Origin of the sequence: Cellulomonas sp. ICMP 17802 (assembly GCF_041295535.1) — a bacterium.
In the GTDB taxonomy this organism is placed as follows: domain Bacteria; phylum Actinomycetota; class Actinomycetes; order Actinomycetales; family Cellulomonadaceae; genus Cellulomonas.
Window position 1 is genome coordinate 558,377 of the sequence record NZ_JBGFQZ010000001.1, and the last position, 24,796, is coordinate 583,172.

A 24,796-nucleotide genomic window follows, 5' to 3' on the forward strand; every position below is an offset into this window, starting at 1 on the left:
CCGCTGCGGTGACATCGGCGTGTCGCACCCGTCGGCGCGTCCTAGGGTGAGTGCCGTGAACGGGATCAACGGGCTGCTGATGCTCCTCGCCGGCGGGCTCGGTCTGCTGGTGGGGGTCTGGGCGACCTTTGCGTTCCGCTGGAGCGAGCGCGAGCAGCGCACGCTCCCGCCGATGATCGAGCCGCAGCTGGACGAGGGCCTGGTCCGCACGCTCTCGGTGCTGCGTTCCGCGGCCGTGGTGCTCGACGAGGCCGACCGCGTGGTGCGGGCCAGCGCCCCGGCGCACGCGCTCGGCATCGTGCGCGACGGACGCATCGCCCCGGCGGCGATCCGGGACATGATCGAGCTGGTCCGGCGCGACGGCGTCATCCGCGACGAGGTGCTCGAGGTGCCGCGCGGCCCGGTGGGTCCGGGCGTGCTGCTGGTGCAGGTGCGCGTCGCGCAGGTGAGCGCCGAGCACCTGGTGGTGCTCGCGGAGGACCTGACGCAGGCCCGCCGGCTCGAGGCGATCCGGCGCGACTTCGTGGTCAACGTCTCGCACGAGCTGAAGACCCCGGTGGGCGCGCTGGCGCTGCTGGCGGAGACGATCCAGGACGCGGCCGACGACCCCGAGGCCGTGCGCCGGTTCGCGGGCCGGATGCAGACGGAGGCCACGCGGCTGTCGGCCCTGGTGCACGAGATCATCGAGCTCTCCCGGCTCCAGGTGGCGGGCGCCCTCGGGCAGCTCGGCCTGGTCGACGTGGACGCCGTGCTCTCCGAGGCGGTCGACCGCGCGCGCACCACGGCGGAGGCCAAGAAGGTCCGGCTGGACATCGGCGGCGTGCGCGGCACGCGCGTGTTCGGCCAGCACGAGCTGCTGGTCACCGCGGTGCGCAACCTGCTCGACAACGCGGTCGCGTACTCGGGCGAGGCGTCGCACGTGGGCGTCGGGGTGCGCACCGAGGGCGACCTGGTGGAGATCGCCGTGGTCGACGAGGGCATCGGCATCGCCGCCGCCGAGCAGGAGCGCGTGTTCGAGCGGTTCTACCGGGTGGACCCGGCCCGCTCCCGCGACACCGGCGGCACCGGCCTCGGGCTCTCCATCGTCAAGCACGTCGCGGCCGACCACGGCGGGGACGTGACCGTGTGGTCGCAGCCCGGCCGCGGGTCCACGTTCACGCTGCGCCTGCCGCGCGCGGAGGACCCGACGACCACCGGCACGGTCAGCACGCTGTCGGTGACCGACCGCGCGGCCGCCGCCGAGCCCGAGGACACCGACATCGACACCCCCATGGACATCGAAGGAGCGCACGTGCGCCGGAGCGCGTCATGACCAGGATCCTGCTGGTCGAGGACGAGGAGTCCTACCGGGACCCCCTGACGTACCAGCTGGAGCGCGAGGGGTTCGACGTCGTCACCGCCGCCACCGGCCCCGAGGCGCTGGCCAAGTTCGACGAGTTCGGGGCGGACCTGGTGCTCCTCGACCTCATGCTGCCCGGGCTGCCCGGTACGGAGGTGTGCCGGCGCCTGCGCCTGGTCAGCGACGTGCCGGTCATCATGCTCACGGCCAAGGACGACGAGATCGACAAGGTGGTCGGCCTGGAGCTGGGCGCCGACGACTACGTCACCAAGCCGTACTCCTCGCGCGAGCTGCTGGCGCGCGTGCGTGCGGTGCTGCGCCGCCGGGAGTCCGTCGTGGTCACGGCGGGCGCGCCCGCCCCGCTCGCCGACGCCGAGGACGACGAGCTGCTGGCCGCCGGCCCGGTGCGCATGGACGTCGAGCGGCACACCGTCCGGGTGCGCGACGAGCTGGTGGCGTTCCCCCTCAAGGAGTTCGAGCTGCTCGAGCTGCTGCTGCGCAACGCCGGCCGCGTGCTCACCCGGGGGCAGCTGATCGACCGCATCTGGGGCTCCGACTACGTCGGCGACACCAAGACGCTCGACGTCCACGTCAAGCGGGTCCGGGCCAAGATCGAGACCGACCCGGGCAACCCGACGCTGCTGCTCACGGTGCGCGGGCTGGGCTACAAGCTGACCGACGACGACGAGTAGCCCGTCGGCACCGTGACGCCCCGCCGCCCTCGAGGGCGCGCGGGGCGTCGTGCTGTGCGTCACGCGAGGTCGGACGCGCGTCCGACTCGTCGGCCACCGTTCACCTGGGGTTCACCCGATGCCGTCCACCCGGTCACGTGGGCTTCCTACCGTCAGCCTCGCCGCGCACACATCGGTGCGCACACGATCGACAGGACGGACCACAGTGAAGCTTCCCCTCCTCGGCCGCATCGGGGCGGTTGCCCTCGTCGGCACCCTCGCCCTCACGCTGTCGGCCTGCGGATCGGACAACGCGACGGGCACCCCGTCGTCCGGCACCTCGGACGCCCCGGCCTCGACGCTGAGCGGCACCCTCAACGGTGGCGGCTCCAGCGCGCAGGAGAAGGCGCAGCAGGCGTGGGTCGCCGGCTTCCAGACCGCGAACCCCGACGTCACCGTCAACTACACGACCACCGACTCGGGTGCAGGCCGCAAGGGCTTCCTCGACTCCTCGCTCGACTACGCCGGCTCGGACAGCGCGCTGAACGACGAGGAGCTCGCCTCCTCGACCGACCGCTGCTTCGGCGGCTCGGGCATCGACCTGCCGGTCTACATCAGCCCGATCGCCGTGGCGTTCAACATCGACGGCGTGAAGGAGCTCAACCTGTCGGCCGACGTGGTCGCCAAGATCTTCGCCGGCACCATCACCACGTGGGACGACGCGGCGATCACGGCGCTCAACCCGGACGCCTCGCTCTCCGGCCCGATCACGGTCGTGCACCGCTCCGACGACTCGGGCACCTCCAAGAACTTCCAGGACTACCTGTCCAAGACCGCGCCCGACGTGTGGACCTACGAGGTCTCCAACACGTGGCCGGTGGCCGTCGGCCAGGGTGCCAACGGCACGTCCGGTGTCGTCCAGACCATCCAGGCCGCGACCGGCACCATCGGCTACGCGGACGCGTCCGCCGTCGGTGACCTGGGCAAGGTCTCGCTGGGGGTCGGCTCCGAGTTCGTCGCCCCGACCGCCGACGCGGCCGCCAAGACCGTGGACGTCTCGCCCCGCGACGACGCCCGCGCCGAGGGCGACATCGTCATCAAGGTCGACCGCACCACTACCGAGTCGGGTGCCTACCCGGCGATCCTGGTGTCCTACCTGGTCGTCTGCAACACCTACGACAGCCAGGACAAGGTCGACCTGATCAAGGGCTACGCCAACTACGTGGCGAGCGCCGACGGCCAGTCGAAGGCGGCCACCGCGGCCGGCTCGGCGGCCATCTCGGACACGCTGCGCACGGACGTCCTCGCCTCGATCGACGCGATCACCACCAAGTAGTCAGCACGTCCCGCCCTCGTCCGGCGGCCGCCCACGCGGCCGCCGGACGAGGCCGCACCACCACTGTGGACAGGAGAATGATCCGTTGGCCTCGCCCACGACAGCGCTGACCCCGCCGGTCACGCCGGTCACCCCGCCCTCGCGCCGCACGAAGCCGAGCGACCGTGGCCTCGACCGCGGCTTCCGCTACCTCGCCGTGCTGTCCGGGATCCTCATCCTGGCCGTGCTCGCGGCGGTGGCGATCTTCCTGGTGATCGAGGCCATGCCGGCGCTCACCAACCCCGACCTCGCGTCGGAGGTCCCGTGGATCCCGGCCGGCGGGAACCTGTGGTCGGTGGTCGGGCCGCTCATCTTCGGCACGATCCTGGCCGCCGTCGTCTCGCTCCTGCTGGCGGTGCCGGTCGCCGTCGGCATCGCGCTGTTCATCTCGCACTACGCGCCCCGCCGGATGGCCTCGGTCCTCGGCTACGTCGTGGACCTGCTGGCTGCCATCCCGTCGGTCGTGTTCGGCCTCTGGGGCGTGCTGGTGCTGGCGCCCAAGGTGCAGCCCGTGTGGCAGTTCCTGGTCGACTACCTCGGCTGGATCCCGCTGTTCGCCGGCGACGACCACGGCAACGCGTCCAACCCGCCCCGCGTGCTCATGACCACCGCGATCGTGCTCGCCGTGATGATCCTGCCGATCATCACCGCCGTGAGCCGCGAGGTGTTCCTGCAGACGCCGCGGCTGCACGAGGAGGCCGCGCTGGCCCTCGGTGCGACACGCTGGGAGCTCGTCCGGATGGCGGTCCTGCCGTTCGGGCGCTCGGGCGTCACCTCCGCCGCGATGCTCGGCCTGGGCCGCGCGCTCGGCGAGACCATGGCGGTCCTCATGATCCTGTCGCCGGGCCTGCTCTACTCGTTCAAGCTGCTCGTCGCGAGCCAGCAGCAGACCATCGCCGCGAACATCGCGGCCCGGTTCAACGACGCGAACGACATCGGCCGCTCGACGCTCATCGCGACCGGCCTGGCGCTCTTCGTCATCACGCTCCTGGTCAACCTGGCCGCCCGCGCGATCATCGCGCGCCGCAAGGAATTCTCGGGGGCGAACTGACGTGGCCATCGCCGACACCCTCTCTCCCGAGGCCGCGGAGCTGCGCCGCGCCCTCACGCAGGTCGACCCCGCGCGCCGCCGCAAGGACCGCACCATGCGCGTGCTCATCTGGGGCGCCTTCGCGCTCGCCATGATCCCGCTGGTGTCGCTCATCTGGAGCGTCATCTCGAACGGCATGGGCCGCTTCGACCTGTACTTCCTCACGCACTCCATGCGCAACGTGTACGGCGGCATGGACGCCGGCGGCGTCTACCACGCGCTGCTGGGCACCATCCTGATCACCGGCCTGGCCGCGCTGATCTCGGTGCCCATCGGCATCCTCACCGCGATCTACCTGGTCGAGTACGGCTCCGGCAGCCTGGCGCGCGGCGTCACGTTCCTGGTCGACGTCATGACCGGCATCCCGTCGATCGTCGCCGGCCTGTTCGCGTTCGCGCTCTTCTACCTGGTGGTGGGGCCCGACGCCCGCAGCGGGGTGGTCGGGGCCGTCGCCCTGTCGGTGCTGATGATCCCCGTGGTCATCCGCTCGACCGAGGAGATGCTGCGGCTGGTCCCCAACGAGCTGCGCGAGGCGTCCTTCGCGCTGGGCGTGCCCAAGTGGCTCACGATCATCCGGATCGTGCTCCGCACCGCCGTCGCGGGCATCACGACGGGCGTGATGATCGCGATCGCCCGCGTGATCGGCGAGACGGCGCCGCTGCTCATCACGGTCGGCGCGACCGACTCGATCAACAACAACGTCTTCGAGGGCAACATGATGACGCTGCCGGTGTACGTGTACCGGCAGTACGCGGCAGGGCTTGTGCCCTGCGCCCCCGGCGACGACGCTTGCATCGCGACGATCAACTATGACCGGGCCTGGAGCGCGGCTCTCGTGCTCATCCTGGTCGTCATGCTGCTCAACCTCGTGGCGCGTGGCGTGAGCCGCTGGTTCGCGCCGAAGACCCGGGCCTGAGCCCCACAAGGAGATCCCCCATGGCACAGCGAATCGACGTCAAGGACCTGAACATCTTCTACGGCGACTTCAAGGCGGTCGCCGACGTCGGGATGTCGGTCGAGCCTCGGTCCGTCACCGCGTTCATCGGCCCCTCGGGCTGCGGCAAGTCGACGTTCCTGCGCACGCTCAACCGGATGCACGAGGTGATCCCGGGCGCGTACGTGCAGGGGTCGGTCGCGATGGACGGCGTCGACCTGTACGGCGCCGACGTCGACCCGGTGGCGGTCCGTCGCCAGGTCGGCATGGTGTTCCAGCGCCCCAACCCGTTCCCGACGATGTCGATCGCGGAGAACGTGCTGGCCGGCATCAAGCTGAACAACAAGCGCATCTCCAAGGCGGACGCCGAGGAGGTCGTGGAGACGTCGCTGCGCAGCGCCAACCTGTGGAACGAGGTCAAGGACCGCCTCAACCGGCCCGGCTCGGGCCTGTCGGGCGGCCAGCAGCAGCGCCTCTGCATCGCGCGCGCCATCGCCGTCAAGCCGCAGGTGCTGCTGATGGACGAGCCGTGCTCCGCGCTCGACCCCATCTCGACGCTCGCCATCGAGGACCTCATCGCCGAGCTGAAGTCCGACTACACGATCGTCATCGTCACGCACAACATGCAGCAGGCCGCCCGCGTCTCGGACCGGACCGCCTTCTTCAACCTCAAGGCGACCGGGCAGCCCGGCCGCCTGGTCGAGATCGACGAGACCTCGACGATCTTCTCCTCGCCGCGCGAGCAGGCGACGGAGGACTACATCTCCGGCCGCTTCGGCTGACCCGGTCCGCGCAGGGGGCGCGCAGCACGACAGAGGGGGCCGTCCGTGTCGGACGGCCCCCTCTGTCGGTGGGTCAGCGGGACGGCGTGGGCGTCGGCACCGACGTCGCGTACTCGGGCAGCGAGCCGTCCAGCACGGGGACGTCGACCGTGATCGAGCCGTCCTCCGGGGTCGAGATGGTCACCTTGAGCACCGCGCCCGGCGGGACGTCGACCGAGGAGAACGTCACGTCGGCCTGACCGTCCTCGGGGGCGTCGCCGCCGCCCAGCAGCACCGTCTCCTTGGGGCCCAGGTCGACGGTCGTGGAGTCGTCGCCGGCCGCCACGGTGACCGTCCGGTCCTCGGTGCCGTCGTTGATGAGGCCGCCCAGGAGGTTGCCCGGCTCGCCCTTGGCCGCGGAGACCACCAGCAGGTTGCTGCCGCGCACGTCGCCCAGCGTCATCCGGATGCCGTCGGACGCGCCGTACGGGTCCTCGGTCGTGATCGGGTTCGTCGCGGAGCAGCCGGCGAGCACGAGGCCGACGACGACGCCGCCGGCGGCGAGGGCGGCAGCCCGGAGGGTGCGGGGGCGGGGCGAGGTCACGGCGACTCCTCGGGGCGTCAGGCGGCTGCAGGCGTGCGGTCGACGGGTCTCCCGTCCGGGGGCAAGCCTAGCCCGGACCGCGGGGTGCGCCCTCCGCCGCGGGCGGGTCGTCGCGCGTGACCGCGCGCCGCCGGTCGACGCGCGTCGACCTGCCGCTGACCTGGGCCGATGGCCGTATTCACGCGGCAAAGGGGCGTTTTGGGCGTGATAAGATACCCCTCTGCGAAAGGGGACACCTGCAGATGACTTTCACTGTTGGGGAGACCGTTGTCTACCCGCACCACGGTGCGGCATTGATCGAAGAGATCAAGACCAGGACCATCCGCGGAGAGGACAAGCTCTACCTCAAGCTCAAGGTCGCTCAGGGAGATCTCACCATCGAGGTCCCGGCTGAGAACGTCGATCTGGTGGGCGTGCGTGACGTCGTGGGGCAGGAGGGTCTCGACCGCGTGTTCGAGGTCCTGCGCGCGCCCTACACCGAAGAGCCGACCAACTGGTCCCGTCGCTACAAGGCGAACCTCGAGAAGCTCGCGTCGGGCGACGTCATCAAGGTGGCCGAGGTCGTGCGCGACCTCTCCCGCCGGGACGCCGACCGCGGCCTGTCTGCGGGCGAGAAGCGCATGCTCGCCAAGGCCCGCCAGATCCTCGTGTCGGAGCTCGCGCTCGCGGAGCACACCGAAGAGGAGAAGGCCGAAGCGATCCTCGACGAGGTCCTCGCGTCCTGACGTCACCGCACAGGTGAGCGTCGCTGCAGTCCTGACTGCCGCCGGGAGCGGCAGCAGGCTCGGTCATTCCCTCCCGAAGGCACTGGTGCCCCTGGGAGGTCAGTCGCTCGTCGCGCACGCCGCCCGCAACCTGCTGGCAGCGCGCGCGGCGGGCGACGAGCGCGTCCGGGTGCTCGTGGTCACCGCGCCCGCCTTCCACCTCGACGCGATCGAGCGCGAGCTCGCGGGGTTCGCCGACGAGGTCGCGCTGCTGGTGGTCGCCGGCGGGTCCACCCGGCAGGCGTCGGTCGCCGCCGGCCTCGCGGCGCTGCTGGCGGACCCGCGGTCCCAGGAGGTCGACGTGGTGCTCGTGCACGACGCGGCCCGGCCCCTGGCGCCACCGTCGCTGGTGGCGCGCGTGGTGGACGCCGTGCGCGCCGGGCACCCCGCCGTGGTGCCCGGGCTGCCCGTCACCGACACCATCAAGCGCGTCGCGCCCCACCGGGGCGTCGCGGTCGAGCCCGTGCTCGAGACCGTGCCCCGCGGCGAGCTGCGCGCCGTCCAGACGCCCCAGGGCTTCGCCCGGGACCTGCTGGTCCGCGCGCACGCCGGCGGCGCCGCGCACGCCCACGACGAGGCCCTGGCGGCCTCGGACGACGCGGGCCTGGTCGAGCTGCTGGGCGAGCCCGTGTGGGTGGTCGCCGGCGACGAGCGGGCCGGCAAGATCACCACGGCCCGGGACCTCGCGGTCGCGCAGCTGCCGACGGAGGACGACGAGTGAGCCTGCTGCCCCGGACCGGGATCGGCGTCGACGTGCACGCGTACGACCCGGACCCCGCGCCCGACGCCGTCCTGCATCTCGCGGGGCTGGCGTGGCCGGGCGAGCGGCCGCTGGCCGGGCACTCCGACGCCGACGTCGCGGCGCACGCCGCCGCGGACGCGCTGCTCTCGGCCGCCGGCCTGGGCGACCTCGGCTCGAACTTCGGCACCTCCGAGCCCGAGTGGGCCGGCGCCGCCGGGGCCGCACTGCTGGCCGAGGCCGCCCGGCGCGTGCGGGAGGCCGGGTTCACGGTCGGCAACGTCGCGGTGCAGGTGGTGGGCAACCGCCCCAAGATCGGTCAGCGGCGGGCGGAGGCCGAGGCGGCGCTCTCCGCTGCGGTGGGCGCCCCCGTGAGCGTCTCGGCGACGACCACCGACGGGCTCGGGCTCACCGGCCGCGGCGAGGGCGTCGCGGCGATCGCCACGGCGCTGGTGGTGGCCACGGCCTGACGCCGGCGCGTGCTGCCCAGCAGCACGCCCGCGAGCACGAGCGCCCCCCAGGCCAGCTCGGCGACCGACGTGCGCTCGCGCAGCAGCAGCCACGAGGCCGCGATGCCGACCACCGGGACGAGCATCGAGAAGGGTGCCACGGTGCTCGACGGGTGCCGGCCCATGAGCGTGGTCCACAGCCCCGAGCCGACGACGGTCGCGACGAGGACCGTGAACAGCAGGCCGCCGATCGCGAGCAGGCCGCGGGTGCTGCCGAGGTCCTGGAACGAGCCGGCGATCCGGTCGGGGCCCTCGAGTGCGAGCGAGAGGGCGAGCATCGGGACCGGTGGCACCACGGACATCCAGAGCATCAGCCGGAACGGCTCGCCCGGTTGCGCCTGCACCGCGCGGCGGTTGCCCAGGTTGCCGACGGCCCAGCCGAGCCCGCCCGCGAGCGTCAGCAGCACCGGCACCAGCGTCGCCCCGCCCGCGAGCCCCGCGCGGTGGGCCGCGATGCCGCCCAGGCCCGCGACGGCGAGCAGGATGCCGGCCCCCTGCCGGGCCGTGATCCGCTCGCGCAGGAAGACCCCCGCCAGCACCACCGTGAACGGCGCGGACGACTGCAGCACCAGCGACGCCAGGCCCGTCGGCATCCCGGACGACATGGCCAGGTACAGGAACACGAACTGCAGCACCCCGAACCCGAGGCCGTACAGGCCGATCCAGCGCCACGGCGCGGTGGGGCGGGGGACCAGGAGCACGGTGGGCACCGCGATGAGCGTGAACCGCAGGGCGACGAGGAAGAACGGCGGGAACTGCTCGAGCGACAGGTGGATCGCGGGGAAGTTGAGCCCCCAGCAGACGGCGACCAGCGCGGCGAGCAGGCGGTCGCGGGTGGGCATGCCTCGAGGATGCGGGACGCCGACCATGCAGCACCATCGAAAAGAACTGATCCGACAATGTAGCGTCGCTGCATGGATCCTCGCGCGCTCGAGACCCTCCGCACGGTGGGCAGCCAGGGCGGCGTCACGGCCGCGGCCGCGGTGCTGCACCTGACCCCCTCGGCGGTCTCGCAGCAGGTGGCGCAGCTCCAGCGCGAGGTCGGGGTGCCGCTGACCGCGCGCGTGGGCCGCGGGCTGCGGCTCACCCCGGCCGGGGACGCGCTGGCGGCCGCGGCCGTCGACGTCGCGGTGGCGCTGGAGCGGGCGCGCGCCGCGTGCGACGAGTTCCTGGCGCGCCCGCAGGGCGTGGTGCGGGTCTCGGCGTTCCAGAGCGGCGCGCAGCTGCTGCTGCCGGCGCTGCTCACGCGGGTGGCGGCGATCGACGGGATCACGCTCGAGTGCACCGACGAGGACGTCGCGCAGGACGACTTCGTCGCGCTGACCGACCGCATGGACGTGGTCGTCGCGCACCGGCCCGACGCCGGGGTGGGCTGGGCGGGCGGCGCGGCGGTGCGGGTGGTGCCGCTGCTGCGCGAGCCGCTCGACGTGGCGGTGCCGCTGGACCACCCGCTGGCCGACCGCACGCAGGTGCGCCCGGAGGACCTGCGCGACCTGCCGTGGATCGCCGTGCGGGAGGGGTTCCCGGTGGCGACCGTGCTCGGCGCGGTCGGTGCGCGCTCCGGCGCCGCTCCCCGCATCGTGCACCGCGTGAACGACTTCCACGTGGTGGAGGCGCTGGTCGCGGCCGGGCACGGCGTCTCGCTGCTGCCCCGCTACACGTTCGGCGGCGGCGCCCGCGTGCGGCTCGTGCCGCTGGTGGGCGTCCGGGCCGGGCGGCGCATCGACGCGCTGCTGCGGCGGGACCGGGCCGAACGCCTGGTGGTCCGTCGCGTGCTGGACGAGCTCCGCGCCCTGGCCGAGCAGATCGGCGGCGGGTGAACCTCGGCGTGTGCGCGCAGGTCAGCGGCGTGTCCGAAATCTGGGGTGGCGTCCTGTCCCGGTGGCCAGGTACCGTCCCCGGCGTGACACAGTCGTCGGAGGCACAGACCGAGAGGCTCCCCGTGGTGGGAGCGCTCACGAAGCACCCGCTGCCCCACCGCGACAACGGGGTCCAGGCCGTCCGCGTCCGGGTGCGCGTGCCGCTCGACGTGCTCGAGGCGACCAACGACGGGCTGCGCGGGCTGGACGAGCAGCACCGCCGCGAGATCGCCGAGAACCCCCCGCCGTTGCCCTTCTGACGGGCCCCTACGGCACCAGCACGAGCTTGCCGGCGGCGTGCCCGGCCTGGCCGTCACGGTGCGCCTGCGCCACCTCGGACAGGGGATAGGTCTGCGCCACCCGCACGTCCAGCGAGCCGTCCGAGGCCAGCTCGGCCAGCTGCGCCCGGGCCGCCTCCCGCACGTCGTTCCCCGGGTCCGCGCCGGGACCGCCGCCGAGCGCCTTGATGCCGAGGTCGCCCGCCCGCCGGAACCCGGCGATCGTCGCGACGCGCGCGCGGTCCGCCACCAGGGCCACGGACGTGTCCAGCGCCTCGTCCGTGCCGACCGTGTCGATGGCCACCGTCACGGGCCCGGTGCTCCGGACCGCCTCGCGGACCCGGTCGAGCAGACCCTCGCCGTAGGCGACCGGCGTCGCGCCCAGGTCGCGCAGGTCGGAGTGGTGGCGCGGCGACGCCGTCGCGATCACCTGCGCGCCGCGGAGCACCGCGAGCTGGACGACCATGCGCCCGACGCCGCCCGACCCGCCGTGCACGAGCACCACGTCGCCGTCGTGCGTGCCCGTGGCGACCAGGGTGTGCACCGCGGTGGTCCCCGCGAGGAGCAGGCCCGAGGCGGCCGGCCAGTCCAGGTGCCGGGGGCGGCGGACCGTCACCTGCTCCGAGACCACGATGCGGTCCGCGTAGCCGCCGGAGACCCGCCACGCGATGATCTCGTCGCCGGGCGACAGCCACCGCACCGACGGGCCCACCGCGCTGACCACGCCGGACACCTCGTAGCCCAGGCGCATCGGCAGCCGGGCGGGGTTGGTGCCGTAGACGCCCGCGTAGCCCTTCCAGTCGGTCGGGTTGACGCCGGCGGCCCGCACCTCGACCAGCACGTCACCCGGTCCGGGGTCGCCCGGGTCGACATCGATCAGGCGGAGGACTTCCGGCCCGCCGTACGCGGTCGCGACGACGGCCCTGCTCGTGAGTGCCACCGGCACACTCTGCACCTGCCGCCCGGCGCAAGGCCAGAGCAACCCACCCGCGGGGGCAGGGATCACCCGCGCGGGGACGGCGCTGGTCAGGCCAGCGGGATCCAGACCCGCATCGTGGACGGTCCGCGGTTTGCCCAGTCGTGGTACGGGATCAGCTGCACCTCGGAGCCGCCCCCGAGCGGGTGCTCGCCGCCCGACCCGTACGGCCAGGCGCGCTCGTCGGCCGTCCGCGTCACCACGGTCGCCAGCACGCGCCCGTCGACGTCGCGCAGCCCGGCCGCGAGGTCCAGGCGCGCGTCGCCGACGTCCGCGCCGAGATCGACCGACTCGACGCAGAGCACCTCGGGGCCGCGCTCCACCACGACGCAGCCGCGCACCGCGTCGATGCGCGGATCGGCGGCGGAGACGCGCGGCGCGGTGGGCAGGCGCAGCTCGACCACGTCGCCCGCCGCGAACCGGCGGTGCACCTGGACGGTCCCCGGCGCGGCCTCCTGCGTCCCCTCCGGGGTGACCAGCGTGGCGCCCTGCGCCCAGGCCGGGACGCGCAGCGTCAGGGTCCAGGGGCGGTCCTCCGTCGTCGCGACCGTCACCCGGACGACGCCGTCGCGCGGGTACGCCGTCTCGACGTCGAGGTCGACGCGCCGGCCGTCCGCCAGGGCCGTGCGGATGCGGGCCGGGGCGTACTGGTGCAGCTGCAGGCCGTCGTCGTCGGTCGTGGCCACGTACGCCGCCAGGCTGGCCAGCGTGCGGGCCACGTTCGGCGGGCAGCACGACACGGCGAACCAGGGCGCGCGCAGCGACGACGACGCGCGCGGGCTGGCGACGTCCGCCGGCGGGACCGTGCCGGGCCGCCGCTGGTGCAGCGTGTTCGTGTAGTAGAACGCGGTGCCCTCCGCCGACGGCGAGGTGGCCACCACGTTGTACAGCGTGCGCTCGACCAGGTCGGCGTAGCGGGGCAGCCCCTGCGCGAGCAGCAGCCGCCACGAGAACATCACCGACCCGATGCCCGCGCACGTCTCGGAGTACGCGCGGTCGGGCGGCAGCTCGTAGTCGTCGCCGAACGACTCGCCCTCGTGGTGCGAGCCCTGGCCCCCGGTCACGTAGGTGCGGCGCGCGACCGTGTTCTCCCACTGGGTGGTGAGCGCGTCGAGCAGGCCGGCGTCCTCGGTCTCGACGGCCACGTCGACCGCGCCCGCCGCCAGGTAGTTGGCGCGCACGGCGTGCCCGCGCAGGACGGTGGCCTCCCGGACCGGGACGTCGTCCTGGTAGTACTCGCGGCCCAGGTCGATGTCGGCCAGGGTGCCGGTGCCGCGGCGCTCGACGAACAGGGCGGCCTGGTCGACGTAGCGGCGGTCGCCCGTGGCGCGGCCCAGCTCGGCCAGCGCCGGCTCGATCTCCGCGTGCCCGCACACCGACGCGATGCCGCCGGGGCCGAACGTGGCGACCACGTGGTCCGCGGCCCGGCGGGCGAGGGCCAGCAGGCCGCCGTCGGCGTCGGGACGCGTCCGGGCCCGCGCCACCGCGGCCTGGAAGAGGTGGCCGTAGCAGTACAGCTCGTGCCCCCACTCGAGGTCGGAGTACCGCGGGCGCTGCCCGGGCCGGCCGAAGTTCGTGTTGAGGTAGCCGTCGGGCTCCTGGGCGGCCGCCACGCGGTCCACCAGGGCGCGGAACCGGGCCTCGAGCGCGGCGTCGCCGGTGCGCCCGATCTCCCACGCCATGGCCTCGAGCAGCTTGTACACCTCGGAGTCGGAGAACTCCCGGCCCCCGCGGTGCCCGTCGAGGGTGCCGGCCGCGGCGGCGTCGAAGTTGCCGATCCAGCCCTCCCGCTCCATCCAGTGCTCGATGTGCGCCAGGCTCGCGGCGCCGTTGACCGCCTGCCGCTCGGCCCAGAAACCACCGGTGATCTGGACCTCGTCCAGCCCGAGCGGGCGGAGCGCGCCACGCGACGGCGTGACGGGGGTGGCGGTCGTGGTCGTCGTGAGGGTCATGGTCATCCCTTGAGCGCACCCGACATGAAGCCGCGCACGTAGTGTCGTTGGAGCAGGAGGAAGAGCACGATGCAGGGCACCGCCAGGACGACCACGCCCGCCTCGGTGGCGCCGTAGTCGACGACGCCCTGCACCTGGACGCGCAGGTTGGCCACCGCGAGCGGCAGCGTGAGCTTGTTGGAGTCGTTGATGAGGATCAGCGGCGCGAAGAAGTCGTTCCAGGCGGCCAGGAACGCGAACAGGCCCACGGTGATCAGGCCCGGCTTGACCGCGGGCAGCAGCACCCGCCACAGCGCCGAGAACGACGAGCAGCCGTCCACCATGGCGGCCTCGTCCAGCTCGCGCGGCACGGACTCGAACGAGATCCGCATCATGAAGGTGGAGAACGGCAGCTGGAACATGGTCAGCACCAGCGCCACGCCAACCAGCGAGTTCTGCAGGCCGATCGTGTTGAGCAGCACGTAGAGCGGGATCAGCAGGGTGGCGTACGGGACCATGAGGATGGCCAGCGTGAGCATGAACAGCGCGTTGCGGCCGGGGAACCGGAACCGCGCGAACGCGTACCCGCCCAGGGTCGAGATGGCGAGCGTGAGCACCACGCACAGCCCGGAGACGATCACCGAGTTGGCCAGGTACTGCCAGATGCCCGCCTGGTAGTGGGCGAGCGTGACGTAGTTGCCGAAGCCCCAGCCGTCGACCTGACCCGTCCCGGGCTTCGGCGACACCGAGGCCACCGACGTCCAGACCAGCGGGAACAGGAAGATCACGGCGAGCGCGCCGGAGAACACCCAGAACGGGGTGCGCAGGGCCAGCCCGCCGATCGTCGTCGGCGGGGCGGTGCGGCGCGGCGGCGGGAGCTCGGCCTCGGCGGGCCGGTGCGTGGCGGTGGCGATGGTCATCGTCGGCCCCTCAGCTCTCGTCCGAGCCGCGGAACGCGCGGAGCTGGACCACGTTGATGACGACGAGCGCCGCGAGCACGATCACCGAGAGCGCCGCGGCGACGCCGAGGTCGTTCTGGCCCTGGAACGCCACCGAGTAGATGAGCTGCACCACGGTGATGGTGCTGTTGTCCGGGCCGCCCTTCGTGAGGATGTAGAACTGCTCGAACGCCAGCAGCGAGCCCGTGACGCACAGGATCGTGGTCAGGGCGAGCGTCGGGCGCAGCAGCGGGATCGTGATGCGGCTGAACGTGTGCCACCGGTTGGCGCCGTCCATGCGCGCCGCCTCGTAGAGGTCCGCCGGGATCGCCTGCAGGCCCACGAGCATCAGCAGCATGTAGAAGCCGGCGTAGCGCCAGACGATGAGGAACAGGGTCGAGGCCAGCGCCGCGTTGGGGGTGCCCAGGAAGCTCCACCCCATGCGCTCCATGAACGGCGCGAGCGGGCCGGCCAGCGGCGAGTACAGGACGTAGAAGAGCAGGGACGCCGACGCCAGGCCGAGGGCGCTGGGCACCAGGAACGCGGTGCGGAGCAGCCCCTTCCAGCGGGTCGACTCCTGCACCAGCAGCGCGAGCCCGAGGCCCAGCGCGATGAGCAGGACGGTGGCCAGGACCGTGTACTTCAGCGTGAACACCACGGAGTCGGCGAAGAACCGGTTGTTCACCGCGTTGGTGTAGTTGTCCGGGAAGTTGATGCCCTGGTCGCCCGAGAGCAGCGGCCACTGCGACGCGCTCATGCGGAACACGAGGCCGAGCGGGACCACGAACAGGACCAGGACGAAGAGCGCGGTGGGCGACGCGTAGGCCCAGCCGCGCAGGCGGTGGCCGTCGCGGCGGGTGCGCAGCGGGGGTGGTGGCGTGGTGGCCGTCTGGACGGTCATCGGGGGACCTCTCGTGGGGCGGTGCGGGGCGGAGAGTGGGGTGCCGCCGTGCCCAGCGGCACCCCACTCCGGGAGCGGACTACTGCCCGAGCACCGCGGTGATCTCGTCGTTGTCCGCGTCGACCGAGCTGCCGTCCCCGAGCACCGCGTTGCGCACCAGCGTCAGCCAGGGGCTGTTCGGCGCGTTGAACGCCTGCTGGAAGTTGAGCGCGACGGGGGTGTCGCCCTTGCCGGCCACCTCGTTGATCGTGATGAGGCGCGGGTCCTGCGACGAGTACTGGTTGTCGGCCAGGTCGCTGCGCGAGACGACGTCGTTGTCCTTGGCCAGCACGCCCACCTGGGCGTCCTCGGACATCATCCAGGACAGGAAGTTCCACGCCTGGGCGGCGTTCTTCGAGTCCTTCGAGACGCCGATGCCGTCACCGCCGACGAACGTGGACGCGCCGCCCTTCGGGCCGGGGATGCCGGCGACGCCGACGTCGAAGCCCGTGGTGGACGACAGCAGCGTCGCCGGGTAGAACATCTGGCCCACCTTGCCCTCGGTGAACCCTGCGGTCCACGTCGGGCCGGCCTCGTCCTTGGAGGACGGGAGCACGGCGCCCGAGTCCCACATGTCCTTCCAGTCCGCGTAGATCTCCTTGGCCGTGGCGCTGTTGAGCAGCGACTCGGTGCCGTCCGCGTTCATGACCTGCTCGCCGTCGGCCCAGACCGACGGGAACCACGTGAACACCAGGCAGCCGCCGCAGTTCAGGCCGGTCGCGGTGCCGTACGTGTCGGGCTTGTTCAGCGCCTGGATCGCCTTGGCGTTGGCCACGTACTCGGTCATGTTGGCCGGACCCTTGTCGGGGTCGAGGCCGGCCTCCTTGTAGAGGTCCTTGTTCCAGAACAGCATCGACAGGTCGAGGACGAAGGGGAGCACGTGCTCCTTGCCGTCGGCGGTGCCGGCCGCGAGGTGGCCCTTGTTGATCGTGTCCTTGTACGGCAGCGCGTCGATCTGGGCCGTCAGGTCCTGGAACAGGCCCTGCTTGACCCAGTTGGGGACGTAGACGATGTCCGCGGCGAACAGGTCGGGCAGGCCGTCCGAGCCGGCCGCGGCGCCGACCTTGGCCACGTAGTCGTCGTTGGGGACGACCGTCAGCTCGACCTGGTTCTTGTGCGAGTCGTTGTAGGCCGCGACCAGCAGCTTGGCCTGCTTCTCCAGCGGCGCGCGGGTCCAGAGCGTGAGCTTGGTGCCGTCGTCGGTGCCGTCGGTGCCTGCCGTGACGTCGGCGGTGGCGCCTCCGGAGCTGGTGTCGTCCTTCGCGCTGGTGCACGCCGCCAGGCCGACCAGCAGGCCGGCCGTCACGACCCCGGCGGCCAGGCGGGTGCCTGCCGACCGGGTGCGGGTGATCCTCATGGGCGTCTCCTCGTGCTCTTCGTCGAGCGGGTGCCGTCGTCGGCACCCCGGGGGTCATGGGGCGAAACCCTTATCGGTACGCGAGGCACGGGGGGGCAGTGCGGCAGGGCGCTCGCCGGGCTCCACAGGGCCCTGGCGTGCACACCTGTGGGACCGGGGCCGAGCAGGCCGCACTCCGAAACTCACCGAAAAGGTTTTCTGAAGATAGTTCGGGGAGCGGTCGCGCGTCAACGGGTTGCGGCGGTTACAGTTCGATCACGAACCTGATGTCGGCAGCGCAGCACAGGAGGTGTCCGTGGCCCGCACCGAGCCCGCCCGCGCGGTGACGCTCTCGGACGTCGCCCGGCTGGCGGGCGTCTCCGTGGCCACGGCGTCCAAGGCGCTCAACGGCCGCGACCAGGTCAAGGACACCACCCGGCAGCGGGTCATCGAGGCCGCGGACCGGCTGTCGTTCAGCCCGAACCCGCTCGCCCGGGGGCTGCTCGCCGGTCGCACCGGGACCGTCGGCCTGCTCACCAGCGACCTCGAGGGCCGGTTCGTCATCCCGATCCTCATGGGCGCCGAGGACGCGTTCGGCGCCGGGCAGGTCAACGTGTTCCTCTGCGACGCGCGCGGCGACACCATCCGCGAGCAGTACCACCTGCGGGCGCTGCTGAGCCGCCGCGTGGACGGGCTCATCGTCGTGGGCCGGCAGACCGACCCGCGCCCGTCGCTCGGCCACGACATCCCGGTCCCCGTGGTCTACGCCTACGCCCCGTCCGACGACGCCTCGGACCTGTCCATCACGCCCGACAACGTCAGCGCCGGCCGGATCGCCGTCGAGCACCTCCTCGCCTGCGGCCGCACCCGGATCGCCCACATCACCGGCGAGCACGCCTACGCCGCGGCCCGCGACCGCGCCGCCGGGGTGGAGGCCGCGCTGCACGCCGCCGGGCTCGAGCTGGTGGGGGACGTCATGTACTCCGAGTGGTCCGAGCGGTGGGGGCGCGACGCCGCCGCCATGCTGCTGGCCCGGCACCCCGACGTCGACGCGGTGCTCTGCGGGTCGGACCAGATCGCCCGCGGCGCGCTCGACACCGCGCGGGACCTGCACCGGACCGTCCCGGGCGACCTCGCGGTGATGGGGTTCGACAACTGGGAGGTGCTCACCACCAACGCGCGCCCGGAGCTGACCAGCATCGACGCGAACCTGCAGCAGCTCGGCCGCACGGCGGCGCAGCGGGTGTTCGCCGCGCTCGACGGTGTCGACATCGGCTCCGGCACCGAGTACGTGCCCGGCCGGCTGGTGATCCGGGGCTCGACGGTCGCGCGGCGCTAGGCCGCGTCGTGGGTGCGCTCGGCCGTGCCCAGCAGCCGGTCGAGGTACGGGTTGCTGAACACGCCCTCGGGGTCGGCCTGCGCCCGCACGCGCTGGGCGTCGGCGAACCGGGGATAGAGCGCGCCCAGCTGCTCGGCCTCGAGCCAGTGCATCTTGCCCCAGTGCGGCCGGCCGCCCACCTGCGCGACGATCCGCTCGACGGCCGCGAAGTACCGCGCGTACGGCAGGCGCAGGTACTGGTGCACGGCGACGTAGGCGGTCTCGCGGCCGTGCGCGGTGGACAGCCACAGGTCGTCGGCGGCGGCGAACCGCACCTCGACCGGGAACGGCACGCGCTCGCCGCTCGACTCGATCCAGGCGTCGATCTCCTGCAGCACCCCGAGCAGCCGGTCGCGAGGTATGGCGTACTCCATCTCGCGGAACCTCACCCGGCGCGGCGAGACGAAGACCTCGGCGGACGGGGCCGTGTAGTGGCGGGGGCTCAGCGCGCGGGCCGCGAGCTCGTTGATCGACGCCGTCGTCGACGGCATCAGGGTGGCGACGCCGTTGGTCAGCGTGAACAGGCCGTTCGCGAGCAGCTCGTCGTCGACCCAGCCGCGCACCGGGTTGAGCGGCAGCACCACGTCGTCGGCCACCCGGTTGTTGCGCTTGGTCAGCGCGCGACGCGTGTGCGGGAACCAGTAGAACTCGAAGTGGTCGTTGCCCTCGACCAGCCCGTCGGGGCCGTCCAGCTGCTCCAGCACGGCCTCCAGCGGCCACGGCTCCTCGCGGGCCTCGAGCCGGTAGGCGGGGACCACCTCGAGCGTCACCGCGGCGAGCACGCCCACGCTGCCCAGGCCCAGGCGGGCGAGCTCGAACAGCTCGGGCTGCTGCGTGGGCGAGGTCTCGACGACCTCGCCGGTGGCCGTGACCAGCCGCGCGCCGACCACCTGCGTGGCCAGGCCGCCCAGCCGGGCTCCGGTGCCGTGCGTGCCCGTGGAGACGGCGCCCGCGATCGACTGCTTGTCGATGTCGCCGAGGTTGCGCATGGCCAGGCCGTGCTCGGCCAGCAGCGCGTTCAGCGCGCTCAGGCGGATGCCCGCGCCGACGGTGACGTGCGTCGTGCCGTCCTGCTGGGGCGCGACACGCTCGAGCGCGTCCAACGAGTCGAGACGCAGCTGGACCCCGTCCGTGACGGCCACGGGGGTGAAGCTGTGCCCGCCGCCCACGGCGCGGACGCGCAGGCCGTCGGCCGCCCCTTTTCGTACGGTCCCGACCAGTTCGTCCAGGTCACGGGGGTGCAGCACGCGTCGCGGCGTCGCGCTCGCGGTGCGCGCCCAGTTCTGCCAGGCGCCGGCGGCCTGCAGTCGTCCCATAACAACGAAGGGTCGTACTGGGCAGTTGTCCAAGTCAAGTGCGCCAAGACCTTGACTATCGTGACAAGGGATATTGAACTGTGCACGTGGGGCGGCGTCGGCCCGCGGCCGTCGCACGAGGGAGGGGACCCTTCATGAACCGCTTGCCTGTGGCCGAGAGGCGCGAGCAGCTGATCGAGGCTGCGCTCGCCGTCGCGAGCCGGGACGGCATCGAGGCTGCCACCGTGCGCGCGGTCGCCGCCGAGGCAGGTGTCTCGCTGGGCGTCGTCCACTACTGCTTCCAGGACAAGGACGAGCTGCTGCGCGCGATGGCGCACGCCATCACGGCGGCCAACCTCGAGCGCAGCCTGGGGGACCTTCCCCAGGGCGGGTCGGACACCGAGAGCGTCATCGAGAACGTCATCGACGCGCTCTGGGCCGGCATCCGGGAGTCCCGCGGACCGCAGCTGCTCAGCTACGAGCTCACCACGTCCTCGCTGCGGCACCCCGAGCTCAACCAGGTCGCCATCGAGCAGTACCGGGGCAGCTGGGCCGCGGCCGAGCAGGTGCTCGACCTGGTGGAGCGGACCGCGCACGTCGGCTGGTCCGTCCCGCGCGGGCAGCTGGCCCGGACCGTCGTCGCCGTGATCGACGGGTTCTCGCTCGCGTGGCTGGTCGACGGCGACAGCGAGACGGCGCGCGCCGGCCTGCAGGGCTTCGGCCGGTTCCTCGCGACCGTGGCGGTGCCCGTCGTCCTCGAGCCTGAGCCCGAGCCCGCACCGACGACGTCCGCGTGAGCACGACGGCCGTCGCCCGGCACGCTCGCGTCGCCGGCTCTCTGGGGTTCGCCGCGCAGGGGTTCGTCTTCGCGATGATCCTGACCAGCCTGGACTCGTTCAAGGACCGCTACGGCATCGACGACCTGACGATCGCGGCCGTGATCCTCGGCGTCTGCGTCATGGCCGGGGTGGGCACGCTGATCGCCGACCGGATCGCGCGGACCCCCGGCGGCAGCCGCGCGGTGCTCGGCACGGGCCTGGTGGTGGTCGCCGCCGCGGTGGTCGGCGTGGCGGTCGCGCCGACGTTCGCGCTGCTGGCCTGCGGGTTCGCGGTGTACGGCGTGGGCCTCGGCATGGTCGACGCGGGCACCAACATGCAGGCCGTGGCCATCCAGGGCATCTACGGCAAGTCGCTGCTGACCGGCTTCTACGCGTCGTGGTCGGTGGGCGGGATCGTCGGCACGGTCCTCATCGCCGTGTCGACCGGGCGCGTCTCCACCGACCCGGTCGCGTTCGTCCTGCTGCTGGGCACCGTCGTCGCGGCGTCGGTCGCGGTCGTCGTGCAGCGGTTCGCGTGGCGCGAGGCGGTCGCGCCCGCCGGCGTCGCGCCCACGCCCGGCGAGCCGCGCATCGACCCGGTCAAGCCCGTGATCCCGTGGGGCCCGCTGCTCCTGCTCGGCCTCGGGGTCGTGGCCTACTACGTCAACGACCAGGCGGTCTCCACCTGGAGCCCGATCTTCATGCACGAGGTGCTGGACACCACGGGCACCATCACCAAGCTCGGCTACGCGGCCTACCTCGCCATGACGCTGGTCTCGCGCCTCGCCGGCGACCCGTGCGTCCGGCGCTGGGGCCGGGCGCCCGTCGTGCGCGTCGCGTCCCTGGTCGGCGCCGGCGGGCTGCTGCTCGTGATCACCAGCCAGGCGCCGCTGCAGGCCGTGCTCGGGTTCGCCGTCGCCGGCGCGGGCCTGGGGCTGATCGCGCCGCTCTGCTTCTCGTCCGCGGGCGAGCTGGCGCCCGGGCACGCCGACGCGGTGGTCGCGCGGCTCAACGGATTCAACTACGTGGGCGCGGTGCTCGGCGGCGTGTTCGTCGGCGTGATCGGCAGCCAGTCGAACCTGCGCTGGGGCTTCGCGGTGCCCGCCGTCCTGGTGATCGCCGTCGCGGTGCTCGCGGGCCGGTTCGGCGTCGTGCGGCGTGACCAGGCCGCGGTGACCGCGGGAGCCGATGCATGACGGGCACCCTCGGCGATCGCCTCGACCAGGCGACGCGCGGCCTGCCTGCGCCGCTCGCGGTCGTGGACCTGGACGCGCTGGACGCCAACGCCGCGGATCTCGTGCGCCGGTCCGGCGGCACCCCGATCCGCGTGGCCAGCAAGTCCGTCCGGGTGCGGCACGTGCTCGAGCGCGTGCTCGCGGTGCCCGGGTTCGCCGGCGTCATGGGCTACTCCCTGCGCGAGGCGCTCTGGCTGGTCGGCCAGGGCGTCGACGACGTGCTGCTGGGCTACCCGACCGTCGACACGGGCGCGCTCGACGCCCTGGCCGCCGACCCGGTCGCCGCCGCGGCCGTCACGCTCATGGTCGACGACGTCGCCCAGGTCGAGCTGGCCGCCCGCGCGGCCCAGGCGCGCGGGACCACCCTGCGGCTGTGCCTCGACGTCGACGCGTCCCTCAGGCTGCGGTTCGGTCCGCTCGCCGCGCACCTCGGCGTCCGGCGCTCGCCCGTCCACTCGGCCGCCGACGCCCGCGTGCTCGCCGCCGCGATCGCCGCGCGCGCCGGGGTCGACGTCGTGGGGGTGATGTTCTACGAGGCCCAGGTGGCCGGGCTGCCCGACTCGTCGCCCGCGGTCCGGGCGGTCAAGCGGCTCTCGATCGCCGACCTGGCCACGCGGCGCACCGCCGTGGTCGACGCCGTGCAGGACGCCGTGGGCCACCCGCTCACGCTCGTGAACTCCGGCGGCTCCGGGTCCGTCGCGTCCAGCGCCGCCGACCCGGCCGTCACCGAGGTCACCGCCGGCTCCGGCCTGTTCGTGCCCACGCTCTTCGACGCCTACCGCTCGTTCACCCCGCGGCCGGCCGCGTTCTTCGGGCTCGACGTCGTCCGCGTCCCCGGGCCCGGGTTCGCCACGGCGTTCGGCGGCGGCTACATCGCGTCCGGTCCCGCCACCAAGTCCCGGCAGCCGCGGCCCGTCTGGCCGGCCGGGCTGTCCCTGACCAGCCGCGAGGGCGCCGGCGAGGTGCAGACCCCTCTGCGGCTGTCCGGCGACGCCGACCTGCGCGTCGGCGACCGGGTCTGGTTCCGGCACGCCAAGTCCGGCGAGGTGATGGAGCGCTTCGAGCAGGTGCACCTGGTCCGCGGCACCACCCTGGAGACCACGGTCCCGACGTACCGCGGCGAACAGCACACGTTCGGCTGACCCCGCGCGGGGTGGGTGGCGGGCGTCCGCAGATCCGGTCGCCGGGACGCGCGAACGTGCGGACGCTGCGGGGTTGGGTGGCGGGCGTCCGCACATCCGGTCGCTGGGACGCGCGAATGTGCGGACGCTGCGGGGTTGGGTGGCCGGCGTCCGCAGATCCGGTCGCCGCAGCGCTCGATCGTGCGGACGTCCGCACTCCCGCGAGCTCCCACCCCGTCGAGTGCGGACGCTGCGGCATGGGCTCGGCGGACGTCCGCACTCGTGCGGGCTCCGGCCTCATCGAGTGCGGACGTCGCGTCCTGAGGGGTCGTCGGGCGGAGTGTCCGGGTGTGAAAGGCGGGAGGGCGGCGCGCCGGTAGCCTTGGCGCGTGACCCTGCGCCTCTTCGACACCGCGACCCGGACGGTGCGTGACTTCGTCCCGCTCGTGCCCGGAGAGGTCGGCATCTACCTGTGCGGGGCCACGGTGCAGGCGCCGCCGCACATCGGGCACCTGCGCTCGGCCATCGCGTTCGACGTGCTGGTCCGCTGGCTGCGCCGCACGGGGCACCGCGTGACGCTGGTGCGCAACGTGACGGACATCGACGACAAGATCCTGGCCAAGGCCGCCGACGCCGGCGAGCCGTGGTGGGCGTGGGCGACCACCAACGAGCGCGCGTTCAGCGCCGCGTACGACGCGCTCGGCGTGCTGCCGCCGAGCCACGAGCCGCGGGCGACCGGCCACGTGCCGGCGATGGTCGAGCTGATGGACCGCCTGGTCGAGACCGGGCACGCGTACACGACCGGCCCGGGCGACGTCTGGTTCGACGTCCGCAGCTACCCGGAGTACGGCGCGCTGACCAACCAGCGGGTCGACGACATGGTCCCGGCACCGGACGGCACGGTCGACGACGACGCCAAGCGGGACCCCCGCGACTTCGCGCTCTGGAAGGCCGCCAAGCCGGGGGAGCCCGAGACGGCGGCGTGGAGCACCCCGTTCGGGCGCGGCCGGCCGGGCTGGCACCTCGAGTGCTCCGCGATGGCGCAGCGGTACCTGGGCGACACGTTCGACATCCACGGCGGCGGGCTCGACCTGCGCTTCCCGCACCACGAGAACGAGCAGGCGCAGTCGCGCGCCGCGGGCTACGGGTTCGCGCGCTACTGGCTGCACAACGGCTGGGTCACGCAGGGCGGCTCGAAGATGAGCAAGTCGCTCGGCAACGGGCTGCTGGTCACGGTCGTGCTGGCCAAGGAGCGGGCGTCAGTGCTGCGGTACGCCATGACGGCCGTGCAGTACAGCTCCATGCTCGAGTGGACCGACGACACGCTGCGCGAGGCCGAGGCCACCTGGGACCGGCTGGCCGGCTTCGTCGAGCGCGCGGCCGAGAAGGTGGGGGTGGCCGACGACGCCGAGGTGGCCACGGTCGCGCTGCCCGCGGAGTTCGTCGCCGCGATGGACGACGACCTGAACGTCCCCGCCGCGCTCGCGGTGGTGCACGAGCACCTGCGCACGGGCAACTCGGCGCTCGCCCGCGGCGACCTGGCCGAGGCGCGCGACGCCATGGTGGTGCTGCGCGCCATGCTCGACGTGCTCGGCCTCGACCCGGGCGGCCCGCAGTGGCGGGCGCACGGCAGCGACGCGCGGTACGCGCGGGCGCTCGAGGCCGTCGTCGCCGCCGAGCTGGAGGCCCGCGCGCAGGCCCGCGCCGCGCGCGACTTCGCCACGTCCGACGCGATCCGGGACCGCCTCGCCGCGGCCGGCGTCGTCGTCGAGGACTCATCGTCCGGAGCCCGGTGGTCCCTGGCCGCCCGCTCCGACATCACCGAGGAGACCTGATCCGCAGCGCGTCGGGAGGGGGGAGCCGCACGACGGCACCCCGCCCCGGCGGAGCGCAGGACCAGGTCGA

At 73.3% G+C, this 24,796-nt stretch carries 23 protein-coding genes and 1 pseudogene; 16 read left to right on the plus strand and 8 right to left on the minus strand.

From position 1 onward, the window contains the following. The first annotated feature begins 55 nt into the window (after positions 1 to 55). From AB5970_RS02745 to pstB, 6 genes are all read left to right on the plus strand, one after another. Positions 56 to 1,312, plus strand: a complete 1,257-nt coding sequence (locus AB5970_RS02745) for a sensor histidine kinase (RefSeq protein WP_370502363.1) — start codon at positions 56 to 58, stop codon at positions 1,310 to 1,312. Then, a complete protein-coding gene (locus tag AB5970_RS02750) occupies positions 1,309 to 2,031 on the plus strand; it encodes a response regulator (RefSeq protein ID WP_370502364.1) in 723 nt (240 codons plus the stop codon). Before AB5970_RS02745 ends, AB5970_RS02750 begins: the two co-directional genes overlap by 4 nt. Before the next feature lie 205 nt (positions 2,032 to 2,236). Further along, complete coding sequence (locus AB5970_RS02755; RefSeq protein ID WP_370502365.1) at positions 2,237 to 3,346, plus strand: phosphate ABC transporter substrate-binding protein PstS; 1,110 nt, start codon at positions 2,237 to 2,239, stop codon at positions 3,344 to 3,346. Positions 3,347 to 3,431: 85 nt separating this feature from the next. Further along, a complete protein-coding gene (pstC, locus tag AB5970_RS02760) occupies positions 3,432 to 4,436 on the plus strand; it encodes a phosphate ABC transporter permease subunit PstC (RefSeq protein WP_370502366.1) in 1,005 nt (334 codons plus the stop codon). A gap of 1 nt (position 4,437) precedes the next feature. Further along, entirely contained in the window at positions 4,438 to 5,391 is a 954-nt protein-coding gene (gene pstA, locus AB5970_RS02765; RefSeq protein ID WP_370502367.1) for a phosphate ABC transporter permease PstA, read from the plus strand. A 20-nt stretch (positions 5,392 to 5,411) separates the two neighbouring features. Continuing rightward, positions 5,412 to 6,191, plus strand: coding sequence for a phosphate ABC transporter ATP-binding protein PstB (pstB, locus tag AB5970_RS02770; protein WP_370502368.1), 780 nt, complete (start codon positions 5,412 to 5,414; stop codon positions 6,189 to 6,191). 73 nt (positions 6,192 to 6,264) lie between these two features. Here the strand turns inward: pstB and AB5970_RS02775 are convergent, their stop codons facing one another. Beyond that, positions 6,265 to 6,774, minus strand: a complete 510-nt coding sequence (locus AB5970_RS02775; RefSeq protein ID WP_370502369.1) for a hypothetical protein — start codon at positions 6,772 to 6,774, stop codon at positions 6,265 to 6,267. A 242-nt stretch (positions 6,775 to 7,016) separates the two neighbouring features. Here AB5970_RS02775 and AB5970_RS02780 point away from each other — a divergent pair, with 242 nt between their 5' ends. The 3 genes and pseudogenes from AB5970_RS02780 to AB5970_RS02790 all read left to right on the plus strand — a co-directional run. Beyond that, positions 7,017 to 7,499, plus strand: a complete 483-nt coding sequence (locus tag AB5970_RS02780) for a CarD family transcriptional regulator (protein WP_028046210.1) — start codon at positions 7,017 to 7,019, stop codon at positions 7,497 to 7,499. A 13-nt stretch (positions 7,500 to 7,512) separates the two neighbouring features. Next, the gene (gene ispD, locus AB5970_RS02785; protein WP_370502370.1) at positions 7,513 to 8,259 is read left to right on the plus strand and encodes a 2-C-methyl-D-erythritol 4-phosphate cytidylyltransferase; all 747 of its coding nucleotides are present in this window, start codon (positions 7,513 to 7,515) and stop codon (positions 8,257 to 8,259) included. 32 nt (positions 8,260 to 8,291) lie between these two features. Next, a pseudogene (locus AB5970_RS02790) lies at positions 8,292 to 8,675 on the plus strand (2-C-methyl-D-erythritol 2,4-cyclodiphosphate synthase); the annotation flags it as partial. Here the strand turns inward: AB5970_RS02790 and AB5970_RS02795 are convergent. Continuing rightward, a complete protein-coding gene (locus AB5970_RS02795; protein WP_432205892.1) occupies positions 8,597 to 9,628 on the minus strand; it encodes an EamA family transporter in 1,032 nt (343 codons plus the stop codon). The pseudogene AB5970_RS02790 and the gene AB5970_RS02795 overlap by 79 nt on opposite strands. 72 nt (positions 9,629 to 9,700) lie before the next feature. On the opposite strand from AB5970_RS02795, the gene AB5970_RS02800 reads away from it, so the two are divergent. Continuing rightward, on the plus strand, positions 9,701 to 10,606 hold the full coding sequence (locus AB5970_RS02800; protein ID WP_370502372.1) for a LysR family transcriptional regulator: 906 nt from the start codon (positions 9,701 to 9,703) through the stop codon (positions 10,604 to 10,606). 83 nt (positions 10,607 to 10,689) lie between these two features. Further along, the gene (locus AB5970_RS02805; RefSeq protein WP_370502373.1) at positions 10,690 to 10,905 is read left to right on the plus strand and encodes a hypothetical protein; all 216 of its coding nucleotides are present in this window, start codon (positions 10,690 to 10,692) and stop codon (positions 10,903 to 10,905) included. Positions 10,906 to 10,912: 7 nt separating this feature from the next. On the opposite strand, the gene AB5970_RS02810 is transcribed toward AB5970_RS02805, so the two are convergent. From AB5970_RS02810 to AB5970_RS02830, 5 genes are all read right to left on the minus strand, one after another. After that, the gene (locus AB5970_RS02810) at positions 10,913 to 11,863 is read right to left on the minus strand and encodes an NADP-dependent oxidoreductase (protein ID WP_370502374.1); all 951 of its coding nucleotides are present in this window, start codon (positions 11,861 to 11,863) and stop codon (positions 10,913 to 10,915) included. Positions 11,864 to 11,949: 86 nt separating this feature from the next. Beyond that, entirely contained in the window at positions 11,950 to 13,857 is a 1,908-nt protein-coding gene (locus AB5970_RS02815) for a glycoside hydrolase family 127 protein (protein ID WP_370502375.1), read from the minus strand. Beyond that, positions 13,854 to 14,750 carry a carbohydrate ABC transporter permease gene (locus AB5970_RS02820; protein WP_370502376.1) on the minus strand — a complete coding sequence of 299 codons (897 nt, stop codon included), beginning with the start codon at positions 14,748 to 14,750 and terminating at the stop codon, positions 13,854 to 13,856. Before AB5970_RS02820 ends, AB5970_RS02815 begins: the two co-directional genes overlap by 4 nt. A 10-nt stretch (positions 14,751 to 14,760) precedes the next feature. Further along, positions 14,761 to 15,669 carry a carbohydrate ABC transporter permease gene (locus AB5970_RS02825; RefSeq protein WP_370502377.1) on the minus strand — a complete coding sequence of 303 codons (909 nt, stop codon included), beginning with the start codon at positions 15,667 to 15,669 and terminating at the stop codon, positions 14,761 to 14,763. 79 nt (positions 15,670 to 15,748) lie between these two features. Beyond that, the gene (locus AB5970_RS02830; protein WP_370502378.1) at positions 15,749 to 17,065 is read right to left on the minus strand and encodes an ABC transporter substrate-binding protein; all 1,317 of its coding nucleotides are present in this window, start codon (positions 17,063 to 17,065) and stop codon (positions 15,749 to 15,751) included. A gap of 295 nt (positions 17,066 to 17,360) precedes the next feature. Here AB5970_RS02830 and AB5970_RS02835 point away from each other — a divergent pair, with 295 nt between their 5' ends. Then, positions 17,361 to 18,383, plus strand: coding sequence for a LacI family DNA-binding transcriptional regulator (locus AB5970_RS02835; RefSeq protein ID WP_370502379.1), 1,023 nt, complete (start codon positions 17,361 to 17,363; stop codon positions 18,381 to 18,383). Here the strand turns inward: AB5970_RS02835 and AB5970_RS02840 are convergent. Beyond that, entirely contained in the window at positions 18,380 to 19,738 is a 1,359-nt protein-coding gene (locus tag AB5970_RS02840; RefSeq protein WP_370502380.1) for a D-arabinono-1,4-lactone oxidase, read from the minus strand. The two genes, AB5970_RS02835 and AB5970_RS02840, sit on opposite strands and share 4 nt — an antisense overlap. A 134-nt stretch (positions 19,739 to 19,872) precedes the next feature. Here AB5970_RS02840 and AB5970_RS02845 point away from each other — a divergent pair, with 134 nt between their 5' ends. The 4 genes from AB5970_RS02845 (at position 19,873) to cysS (ending at position 24,726) form a co-directional block, all read left to right on the plus strand. Beyond that, positions 19,873 to 20,514 (plus strand): TetR/AcrR family transcriptional regulator, encoded by a 642-nt coding sequence (locus tag AB5970_RS02845; RefSeq protein WP_370502381.1) that lies wholly within the window; start codon positions 19,873 to 19,875, stop codon positions 20,512 to 20,514. Then, positions 20,511 to 21,731: an MFS transporter gene (locus tag AB5970_RS02850; RefSeq protein ID WP_370502382.1), complete on the plus strand. Its 1,221-nt coding sequence runs from the start codon at positions 20,511 to 20,513 to the stop codon at positions 21,729 to 21,731. Before AB5970_RS02845 ends, AB5970_RS02850 begins: the two co-directional genes overlap by 4 nt. Beyond that, positions 21,728 to 22,912, plus strand: coding sequence for an alanine racemase (locus AB5970_RS02855; RefSeq protein WP_370502383.1), 1,185 nt, complete (start codon positions 21,728 to 21,730; stop codon positions 22,910 to 22,912). Before AB5970_RS02850 ends, AB5970_RS02855 begins: the two co-directional genes overlap by 4 nt. Positions 22,913 to 23,280: 368 nt before the next feature. Next, complete coding sequence (cysS, locus tag AB5970_RS02860) at positions 23,281 to 24,726, plus strand: cysteine--tRNA ligase (protein ID WP_370502384.1); 1,446 nt, start codon at positions 23,281 to 23,283, stop codon at positions 24,724 to 24,726. The last annotated feature ends 70 nt before the right edge of the window (positions 24,727 to 24,796 follow it).

Bases quoted from the DNA above. Each gene is read 5' to 3' on its own strand.
- AB5970_RS02750 (WP_370502364.1), top strand. From the start codon at position 1,309: ATGACCAGGATCCTGCTGGTCGAGGACGAGGAGTCCTACCGGGACCCC.
- pstB (WP_370502368.1), top strand. From the start codon at position 5,412: ATGGCACAGCGAATCGACGTCAAGGACCTGAACATCTTCTACGGCGAC.
- AB5970_RS02780 (WP_028046210.1), top strand. From the start codon at position 7,017: ATGACTTTCACTGTTGGGGAGACCGTTGTCTACCCGCACCACGGTGCG.
- AB5970_RS02795 (WP_432205892.1), bottom strand. From the start codon at position 9,628: ATGCCCACCCGCGACCGCCTGCTCGCCGCGCTGGTCGCCGTCTGCTGG.
- AB5970_RS02800 (WP_370502372.1), top strand. From the start codon at position 9,701: ATGGATCCTCGCGCGCTCGAGACCCTCCGCACGGTGGGCAGCCAGGGC.
- AB5970_RS02815 (WP_370502375.1), bottom strand. From the start codon at position 13,857: ATGACCATGACCCTCACGACGACCACGACCGCCACCCCCGTCACGCCG.
- AB5970_RS02820 (WP_370502376.1), bottom strand. From the start codon at position 14,750: ATGACCATCGCCACCGCCACGCACCGGCCCGCCGAGGCCGAGCTCCCG.
- AB5970_RS02825 (WP_370502377.1), bottom strand. From the start codon at position 15,669: ATGACCGTCCAGACGGCCACCACGCCACCACCCCCGCTGCGCACCCGC.
- AB5970_RS02830 (WP_370502378.1), bottom strand. From the start codon at position 17,065: ATGAGGATCACCCGCACCCGGTCGGCAGGCACCCGCCTGGCCGCCGGG.
- AB5970_RS02840 (WP_370502380.1), bottom strand. From the start codon at position 19,738: ATGGGACGACTGCAGGCCGCCGGCGCCTGGCAGAACTGGGCGCGCACC.
- AB5970_RS02845 (WP_370502381.1), top strand. From the start codon at position 19,873: ATGAACCGCTTGCCTGTGGCCGAGAGGCGCGAGCAGCTGATCGAGGCT.
- AB5970_RS02855 (WP_370502383.1), top strand. From the start codon at position 21,728: ATGACGGGCACCCTCGGCGATCGCCTCGACCAGGCGACGCGCGGCCTG.